The sequence below is a fragment of the Oceanisphaera arctica genome, from assembly GCF_002936955.1.
Classification (GTDB): domain Bacteria; phylum Pseudomonadota; class Gammaproteobacteria; order Enterobacterales; family Aeromonadaceae; genus Oceanimonas; species Oceanimonas arctica.
In genome coordinates this window covers 1-8452 of record NZ_MPZM01000077.1, presented here as the reverse complement: position 1 = coordinate 8452, position 8452 = coordinate 1, and the positions used below count along the sequence as shown (strand labels likewise).

The following is an 8452-nucleotide window of genomic DNA, read 5'->3' as shown; positions in this document are numbered from 1 at the left end:
CCCGGCTTTGCCCCGCGCCGCTGCATCGATTACTGAAGGTACGAGGGTTGGCCCACGTTCAAGGCGCATCGAGGTACCGTAGGGCGGACGATAGCTAGCTCATCAGACGATATCTGCGGAACTATCCAGCCAATCCGATACAATCTTGTGCAAGCAGCTGTCATCTTCGATACATTTTTTTCGGAATTTAACTGCTCATTTGATCACAAGATCCGCTATTATTATGCCGCTCGGCTTCAGGTGGATATTTTTTAACCTGAAAATGATTTTTGAACGCCTCCACCGGAGGTAATCACCAAAGCATTGATATATATAGCTTTTATCTTTTGTGAAAATGGGCATTCAGAATTTGCAATAGGTTTAATATGGTTTAACTGTTAAATTGCATTGACATTCATCACGTAATTGAAAAAAATCTACGTGAAAATTGTCAACATTTTGATTTTAAAACCGCACACAATCTGAACATGAGAAGGCAGCGCATGTGGTCTCAGCCCCCAGCTCAATGCAAGCTGGGCACCTGTTTCGATGCGCTAGGGTCCCAACTAATAATTATGAAACAGAGAAGGTAAGACCATGGAAGCGTATCTGCTGGATTTTGGTAACTTATTAATAAGATGGCTGCACGTCATCGCGGCCATCGCATGGCTGGGTGAGTCAATTTACTTCGTTATGCTGGATAACGGCCTCAAGCCACCCAAGGGTGAAGAGTGCAAGAAAAAAGGCGTATTTGGTGAAATGTGGGCCGTGCACGGTGGTGGTTTTTACCACAACCAAAAATATGCAAGCAGCCCGGAAGATCTGCCAGAAGATCTGCATTGGTCATTCTGGAAGGCCTACACCACCTGGTTGTCAGGTTTTGGTCTGTTCACCCTGTTATACCTGACCAAGCCCAGCTTCTACCTGGTCAACCGTAACAGCCCGTGGGAATGGGCTGCCAACATGACTGGCACCCAGGCCAACATTGCCGCTCTGGCCTTCCTGCTGCTGGGTTGGGTTGTCTATAACGAGTTGTGTAAGCGCATCAGCCCCAACATGACCCGCGATGGTATCTTGAGTGTTGCCGTTGCCGTGATGATGGTTGTGGTTGCTTACCTGAGCACGCACATCTTCTCTGGCCGTGCCGCCTTCTTGCTGACCGGTGCAGTGATGGCTACCGCCATGTCTGCCAACGTGTTCTTCTGGATCATCCCAGGCCAGCGCCGCATGGTTAATGCCATGAAGGCTGGTGAAAAACCAAACCCAATCGATGGTTTGCGTGGTAAGCAACGCTCTGTACACAACACCTACTTCACCCTGCCAGTAGTGTTGTTGATGCTGAGTAACCACTACGCCTTCACCTTCACTCACTCGCTGTCCTGGGTGATCATGGTGCTGTTCATCTTTGCCGGTGCCCTGATCCGTCAGTACTTTGTATTGATGCACGGCGGCAAGATCCGCCCAGGCTATCCGATTGCCGGTGTGGCTCTGATTCTGGTTGCCGTCTGGATTGGTGCTCCTTCTGCCAAGAAAGCCGTACAGGCGCCCGCTCCTGCTCAAAGCAGTGTTGTTGCGACCGATAGCACCGCCGTAGAAGCCGAAGGCACCGCCGTAGAAGCCGAAGGCACCGTTGAAGCTGCCGAGTCAGTCGCTGCCGCTTCTGGTGAAGTGACGCTGGCGCAAGTAGAAACCATCATGAATAGCCGCTGCGTAGAGTGTCATGCACAAGCTCCGACGAGTGAAATGTTTGCTGCTGCACCGCTGGGTATAGTGCTGGATTCACAACAGGAAATATTGCTGCAGGCTGATCACATTAAACAAGTGGTTGCCAGCAAGTACATGCCGCTGGGTAACATGACCCAGATGACCGACGAAGAGCGCGACATGATCGCCGCCTGGAACGGTCAGTAAGCAAAACGACGTAGCCATCCGCTAACGTCAAAAGGCCCGCATCATGCCAAGCCGTTTACCTTAAGTGGTGCTGGCTAGGGTGAAGTCCCCTAAGTAGAGAAACCAGTGTGCTTCGGCCACTGGTTTTTCTTTTGTCAAAAAAATTGAATTACTTTCCGGCTTTATAAAGGTGAGAGCTGATCAAAGGCGGACATCGAATTAGCCAACTGTCAGAGCAACCGCCATGTGCTCAATGAAAGATCGATTGGGACCTTTGTAGTTTTTAGGCCGCGCAGCAGGAAAGCTGTTTGATATCCTTGGTGAAGGTTTGGGCGCAGAGTTTCAAGCCTTCTACCATCGTCAGATACGGAAATAGTTCATCCCCGACCTGCTGCACGGTCATCCGGTTACGTAGAGCAAATACGACAGTCTGGATGAGTTCACCCGCTTCGGCAGCCACTACCTGCACGCCAAGCAAGCGACCACTGTCTTTTTCCGCCACCATCTTGATAAAGCCGTGAGTATCGAAATTGACTCGTGCTCGTGGCACGTTATCCAGTGTCAGGGTACGGGTATTCACCAGCAAGCCCTGTGCTGTAGCCTGTGCTTCGGTCAAGCCCACTGTGGCTATCTGCGGATCGGTGAAGATAACCATCGGCATGGCGCTCAGATCCAGAGTTACATTACCACCGGTCATGTTGATCGCCGCCCGGCTGCCCGCCGCCGCCGCCACGTAAACAAATTGGGGCTGAATGGTGCAATCGCCGCCCGCATAGATACCGGGCACCGATGTTTCCAAGTGCTCGTTTACCTCAACGGCTCCGTTGTGAGTTCTTACGCCAATGGTTTCCAGATCAAGTGCTTCGGTATTTGGAGTTCGGCCCGTGGCAACCAGCAACTGCTCGGCCCGTAAGGTTCCAGAATGGGTCTGCAATATAAATTCACCGTCCGAGTATTCCACTCTGCTTGCCTGAGTCTGCTTGAGTACTTCGATGCCTTCTTTGCATAAAACGGCTTCGAGGGCATCAGCAATGGCAGGATCTTCACCGGAAAGCAGTCGGCTGCGCGCCAGCACTGTGACTTGGCTGCCAAGCCGTGCGAAGGCCTGCGCCAGTTCCACCGCCACCACAGAAGCGCCTAAAACGATCAGTCTGGGTGGCACCTGATCCAGCACCAGAGCGGAGGTGGATGTCAGGTAGGGGGTATCCGCAAGACCAGGGATGGCTGGCTGCGCAGGGCGAGCTCCTGTACCGATGAAAGCCTGGTCGAACTGGATATGCATTTCGGTACCGCCTGGTTGACGGACAGCCACTGTACGCGTGTCGACAAACCGTGCCTCTCCCTCAATCAGGGTGATGTGCGGGTTGTCCCTAAGGATACTACCGTACTTGGCATCACGGAGCCCTTCCACCAAGGCCTGTTGTTGTTCCACCAGTTTGGCATGATCGATTTCAACCGTTTGGTTGCTAATTCCACCGTCGAAGGGGCTTTCTCGACGAAGGTGGGCAATTTCTGCGGCACGGATCAGCGTTTTGGAGGGCACGCAGCCAATGTTGACGCAAGTGCCGCCAAGGGTACTGCGTTCAATGATGGTTACCCTCGCGCCACGTTCCACAGCCTTCAGGGACGCGGCCATGGCGGCACCGCCGGTGCCAATAACAACAATATGGGGCGATTGATTGTGGTTCATCATAACTCCTTACCAGATGGATGATCGGAACTTTCCTGCCTTTTGTGCTGACGCCATAGAGCGTAGGCAGTCAGGCCGATAAAAAATATCAGAGCGGGAAACAACACGTAGTCCAGGTAGCCAACGAGTGAGGCCAAGCCAATGACACCGAATAAAATAACCAGTACCGGGGTGAAACAGCACAGTGCAACAATAATGGTGCCAATCAAACTCGTCCTCAGTAATGCCTTGGGATTACTCATAAGTTACTCCTTACGGATAGAGGGATAACCGGCATGGGTCGTGGCTTCGGTTAGCTCGGTGATGGAGGCTTGGCTATCCTCGAACGTCACTCTGGCTTCCCGTAGCTGATAATTGATATCCACGTTTTTGACGCCCTCAACCTTTTTGAGTGCCACTTTGACGGTAATGGGACAGGCAGCACAGTTCATACCGGGCACTGATAGGGTGACGGTCTGTTCTGCGGACCAGGCCGAAAGGCTGAAAACGGCTGTCAGAAGGGGGGGGTAAATCAGCAGATTTTTCATGGTCATGGCGGTACCTCTTAATAGAGCAGTGGAATAATGTAGGGGAATCCCAGAACGACCAGGATCAGCAAGGCAACCACCCAAAAAATGACCTTATAGATTATTAGGTTCTTAGGTCATCCCTTTACCCATAAGTCAGCCCAACAATTCCTTTGTCTCTTGTATGGCACGAACCATATCATGGCAACGCTCCAGGCCCAGCCACAGCGTTTTCAACCCGGGCTCGCCATCGCCCTTGCGTCCTAAATAACCACCGTAAGAGGCCACCAGATGGATCAGGGTTCTCAGGCTCGGCGCCTCTTTGGATGGTGCTTTCCGCAACGCCGACGCGTAAATGATCCGCCACTCTTCGGGGTCAAAAGCCAGTTCACAGCTGTGCTCCGGCACCACGCGATTGAGCCGCATCAGGTACATCACTCGCCAGGCGACAATCATCTTGATTACCAGCAGCCGTTCCAGTTTTTCCCGGCTGCGCAGTTGCATCGACTCTACTCGACAGCCACTCTTTAACGTTTTGAAAAATAATTCAATTTCCCAACGGCACAGGTACCAGTTGAGCAGTTCCTGAGCGCCGGATAGCGTCTCTACCTGGATGTTACTGAGCAGTATCCAGCTGACTGGCGTTGCCCCCGCTGGGACGCTCTGTTCTTCTGCCATCACCACGGTGATGGGCAACTGCTGTTGTTTCAACTCCACCCGGGCGACACGGATGCTCAGGGTGACCGACCTGGAGGGGCGCTTTCTCCCCTTGGGCAAAGTAAAGCGTACCTCACCTAATGCCGGCTCCGCCGCGACGACTTCCTTGAGCTTGCGCCCGTCTGCCAGTTTGCGGTTATGCTTTCCCCGGATCAGATAGTCGATATGGGGGGCAACGGCCTGTTCTTGATAGAGGGTGAACAGATCGGCTTCCCGGTCGCCGACATACACCCACCGGGTATCGGGCAGCTGTTGTTTCAGTTCACTGAGCCGCTGATAGCCTTCCAGCCAGCGTTCACTTTCTTTCGGTTGCTGGCCATCGCGCGCCCACATCTAGGCATCGGTGATCCCCAATGACAAACGCTCCGGTGTCACCATCAAGGTGGGATGAAGGTACATACCACGGCGGGCATCATAGTTCAGCTTGCCTAATCCCTCGGCGTTACGGCCATGGTTCCAGCTTTTCTCGGACGCTAACTTCGGTACCGATTTTTCGCTCATCCCGCCAGGGCCCTACCTCGCTTTTCCATTCGCTTTTCATACCCGGATCTGGCATGCGTCACCGCGCTCAACTTAATATTGCAAAGCAAAATAAATCTGTCACAACTAAAATTAAAACACTTATATTCAATATTAATTTAATATTATTTTATAATAAAATGACAATGCAGCGCACAAAAAGGACTAGACTCGATGGCGTGGTCCGCAGCAGTGCTGAACGGGACCATCCCACTCATTTAAGGATCCCCGAGCATGAATACGCCAAACCATGATATGAATGAAAAAATCTGTGTTGTAACTGGTGCCGCCAGAGGACTGGGCCGGGCCATCTGCGAAACCCTCGCCCTGGCGGGTGCGGCACGAGTCTATGCCTGCGACATCAACATGGCCCCCACAGAAGACTGGATCGGTGACTACAACAATATTACTGCCATTACCCTGGATGTGTGCGACCCCACCGCATTGAGCGCCCTGAGCGGCCGCATCATGACCGAGCAGGGTCGGGTCGACGTGCTGGTGAACAACGCCGGTATTACCCGCGACGCCCTGCTCGAAAAAATGACCGAATCCGACTGGGACCGAGTGCTGGACGTCAACCTCAAGGGGGTCTTCATGATGACCCAAGCCATGCTGCCCTTGATGAAGCTGCAGGCAAGGGGCAGCATCGTCAGCATCTCGTCTGTGGTGGGTACCGACGGCAACATAGGCCAGAGCAACTATGCGGCCAGCAAGGGCGGCATCATCAGCATGACCAAAGGCTGGGCCAAAGAGTTCGTCTACGGTGGCGCCCAGATCCGCGCCAACTGTATCGCGCCCGGCTTTATCAATACCGAGATGACCCAGGCGGTACCGGAGAAGGTGCTTGCCAAGATGTGTGCTCGCATTCCGCTGGGGGCGCTGGGCGAACCGCAGGATATCGCCGAAGGGGTGCTGTTTCTGGCCAGTGACCGGGCTCGTTACATCACCGGTCAGGTACTGAAGATAGACGGTGGCCTGGTGCTGTAACGGCTCTGGGACCCAGAAATAAAACCAGCGGCCTTGGGCCGCTGAGTTGAAAGGCTGCGAGACGATCACATATCATCTCGCTTTTTGGTCGGTTTACAGCGATTCGCCGGGAAAACTCTCGCGATACTGAGCTTCACTTTTCTCCATCAGTCGCTGACCTTTCTTGATCATGCGCTGGCCCTTCTTGATGTTGTCTTTGCCTTCTTCGACCTGGTCATCACCCTTGGCCTGCAGCTTTTCACCTTTCAGCACCAGCTCGTTACCCTTGTTCCACATCTTGCCAATGTCTTGTGCCGCCTCGCTACGAGACAGCATTTTTTCTCCGGTGGTCTGCGTTCCCGCACAACCCACCGTCAGCAACGCCATTACGCCAAGTACGCCTGATTTCAATATGTTGTTCATCCTTTACCACCTGTATGTTATTGATGTTCTAAGTAAAGCCCTTCCGTCTGGCTCCCTTGGCTTAATAACTGCTGTATATCGTCTACAAACACAAAACACAAGAAAAATAGACAGTCCTTCACAACATTTGGGCCCGGCTGCTCAGGTGCAGGCGACGACGCAGGCGCCGGGCCAGCGAGTCCACCAGCATATTGAGCCCGGCACACACCAGCAGCAGCACCATGGCCCGGTCGAAGCGGAATTCGCTGAACGCCGAGTCGATGAAAAAACCCAAGGTAGGAATGCCGAGCATGCCCAGAATCGCCGTTTCCCGGATCAGGTTTTCGAACCGGTACAGGCTGTAGGCCATAAAGGCCCGGTACAGGCGGGGCAACACCTCGAAGAAATACAGATTACCTCCCTGGGGCGCGTCTTCACGCACCGTCAGGGTATTGAGGTGATGGCCGAGCAGGTGGGCGATGATGGCGCCGTTGTGCAGGCTGAGCGCAAGAATGGCGGGCAACATGCCGGGGCCGAGCAACAGCATGCCGATAAAGGCCAGCAGGTATTCCGGCAGGGAACGCATCAGCACCAGCCAGCCATGGCTGCCGGTGCGGGTCAGCCGATTACCAAAGCGCCGTGAAATAGCCGGAAACCACAGCAGCGCCAGCAGCGCCGTGACCAGCAGCGCAAGTAGCGCCAGCACCAGGGTATTGAACAGGCCGGGGCCGATTTGCTGCACCCAGAGCCCCTGCAACCAGGGCCATAGACCGGCCCAGTCGCCGATGCGCAAGGGCGCCGGTACTATGTCTTCGGTGAAGAAGCGCGCCATCAGCGCCCAGTTGAAGCTGGCCAGCGGCGGCAGCCACCACAGGGACGCCAGCAGATACAGCGGCAGCAGCCGGGGGCTGAGCCACCACTTGAGGGTGGCGATGATCAGTACCAGCGCATAGAAGAAGCTCGCCGCCTCGTCGTAGTAGCCCTGACGCAGCAGGGATTCCAGGTGATAACCCAGGGTCGGCAGGCCGATAAAGCCCAGTACCGCCGAGCTGCGAATGCCACATTCCAGCCGGTAGCCGGTATAGGTGGCCATTTGCCGCCAGCACAGCGGCAACTGCAGATACACCAGGCGCGACAGCCAGCTTAGCCCGGGTGGCAGCGCCTGCTCCGGTGCCGGATCCGCTTCCTCGAACAGTTCGCCGAAGATCTTGGCGAAGGTGCCCGCATAGGGCAGCGCTATGGCCAACACCCCGGTCAGGGCCGACAGCCCCAGCAGCTGAATGAACAGCAGCGCCCAGAACAGCTCGTGCACCGCACGCACCCCCGCCGCCAGCCGGCGAATGGCGCCACGGCGATAACCGGCCGCCAGCAACAGTCCCAGCACGGCGCCCAGCGCCACCCCCTGCAACGCAAAGGCCAGGGTATTGGCCACGGCGGACGCCAGTGTGCTCAGATCGGGAAGCGTCGGTTGTAACAGACCACCGGCCAGCCGGCCCAGTTCGGTCCAGGGATCGACGGCGGTGACGGACAGATCGGCCCAGGGCAGACACAACAACGCCAGCAGCACAAACAGCAGGCTGCCGTGCACCATGGCGCGCGCGGGTTGGGGTTCTGCCTTCACCTCAGTGCCCCTGATAAAGGGCCTGCAGCTGGGCCGCAGTCAGGGTGTGGGTGGCCGCATCCAGCACCACCCGTCCCTCGCGCAGCCCTACCACACGGGTGCAGTGAGTGAGTGCCTGCTCCACGTTATGTAGCGCCAGCACCACGGTTTCGTGGCGCCGAC

Annotated in this window: 8 protein-coding genes; 2 read left to right on the top strand and 6 right to left on the bottom strand. The window is 55.2% G+C overall.

The annotated features are described in order from the left end of the window. Positions 1–576: 576 nt before the first annotated feature. Positions 577–1890, top strand: coding sequence for a urate hydroxylase PuuD (locus UN63_RS16395; protein WP_104488566.1), 1314 nt, complete (start codon positions 577–579; stop codon positions 1888–1890). 262 nt (positions 1891–2152) lie between these two features. Here the strand turns inward: UN63_RS16395 and merA are convergent, their stop codons facing one another. The 4 genes from merA to UN63_RS16370 all read right to left on the bottom strand — a co-directional run bounded on the left by merA (position 2153) and on the right by UN63_RS16370 (position 5115). Beyond that, positions 2153–3559 (bottom strand): mercury(II) reductase, encoded by a 1407-nt coding sequence (gene merA / locus UN63_RS16390; protein WP_104488565.1) that lies wholly within the window; start codon positions 3557–3559, stop codon positions 2153–2155. Then, entirely contained in the window at positions 3559–3801 is a 243-nt protein-coding gene (gene merF / locus UN63_RS16385; protein WP_104488564.1) for a mercury resistance system transport protein MerF, read from the bottom strand. Before merF ends, merA begins: the two co-directional genes overlap by 1 nt. A gap of 3 nt (positions 3802–3804) precedes the next feature. After that, positions 3805–4092 carry a mercury resistance system periplasmic binding protein MerP gene (gene merP, locus UN63_RS16380; protein ID WP_425320325.1) on the bottom strand — a complete coding sequence of 96 codons (288 nt, stop codon included), beginning with the start codon at positions 4090–4092 and terminating at the stop codon, positions 3805–3807. 129 nt (positions 4093–4221) lie between these two features. After that, a complete protein-coding gene (locus UN63_RS16370; protein ID WP_104488563.1) occupies positions 4222–5115 on the bottom strand; it encodes an IS4 family transposase in 894 nt (297 codons plus the stop codon). 420 nt (positions 5116–5535) lie between these two features. Between UN63_RS16370 and fabG the strand changes: the two genes are divergently transcribed. Continuing rightward, a complete protein-coding gene (gene fabG / locus UN63_RS16365) occupies positions 5536–6288 on the top strand; it encodes a 3-oxoacyl-ACP reductase FabG (protein ID WP_219821201.1) in 753 nt (250 codons plus the stop codon). A 93-nt stretch (positions 6289–6381) separates the two neighbouring features. On the opposite strand, the gene UN63_RS16360 is transcribed toward fabG, so the two are convergent. Together UN63_RS16360 and UN63_RS16355 are read right to left on the bottom strand one after the other, a co-directional pair. Further along, positions 6382–6690, bottom strand: coding sequence for a hypothetical protein (locus UN63_RS16360; RefSeq protein WP_146084767.1), 309 nt, complete (start codon positions 6688–6690; stop codon positions 6382–6384). 118 nt (positions 6691–6808) lie between these two features. After that, positions 6809–8290, bottom strand: coding sequence for a PhnE/PtxC family ABC transporter permease (locus UN63_RS16355; protein ID WP_229793431.1), 1482 nt, complete (start codon positions 8288–8290; stop codon positions 6809–6811). Positions 8291–8452: the final 162 nt, after the last annotated feature.

Excerpts from the sequence above, each read along its gene's own strand:
- UN63_RS16395 (WP_104488566.1), top strand. The coding sequence starts at position 577 with ATGGAAGCGTATCTGCTGGATTTTGGTAACTTATTAATAAGATGGCTG.
- merA (WP_104488565.1), bottom strand. The coding sequence starts at position 3,559 with ATGAACCACAATCAATCGCCCCATATTGTTGTTATTGGCACCGGCGGT.
- merF (WP_104488564.1), bottom strand. The coding sequence starts at position 3,801 with ATGAGTAATCCCAAGGCATTACTGAGGACGAGTTTGATTGGCACCATT.
- merP (WP_425320325.1), bottom strand. The coding sequence starts at position 4,092 with ATGACCATGAAAAATCTGCTGATTTACCCCCCCCTTCTGACAGCCGTT.
- UN63_RS16370 (WP_104488563.1), bottom strand. The coding sequence starts at position 5,115 with ATGTGGGCGCGCGATGGCCAGCAACCGAAAGAAAGTGAACGCTGGCTG.
- fabG (WP_219821201.1), top strand. The coding sequence starts at position 5,536 with ATGAATACGCCAAACCATGATATGAATGAAAAAATCTGTGTTGTAACT.
- UN63_RS16360 (WP_146084767.1), bottom strand. The coding sequence starts at position 6,690 with ATGAACAACATATTGAAATCAGGCGTACTTGGCGTAATGGCGTTGCTG.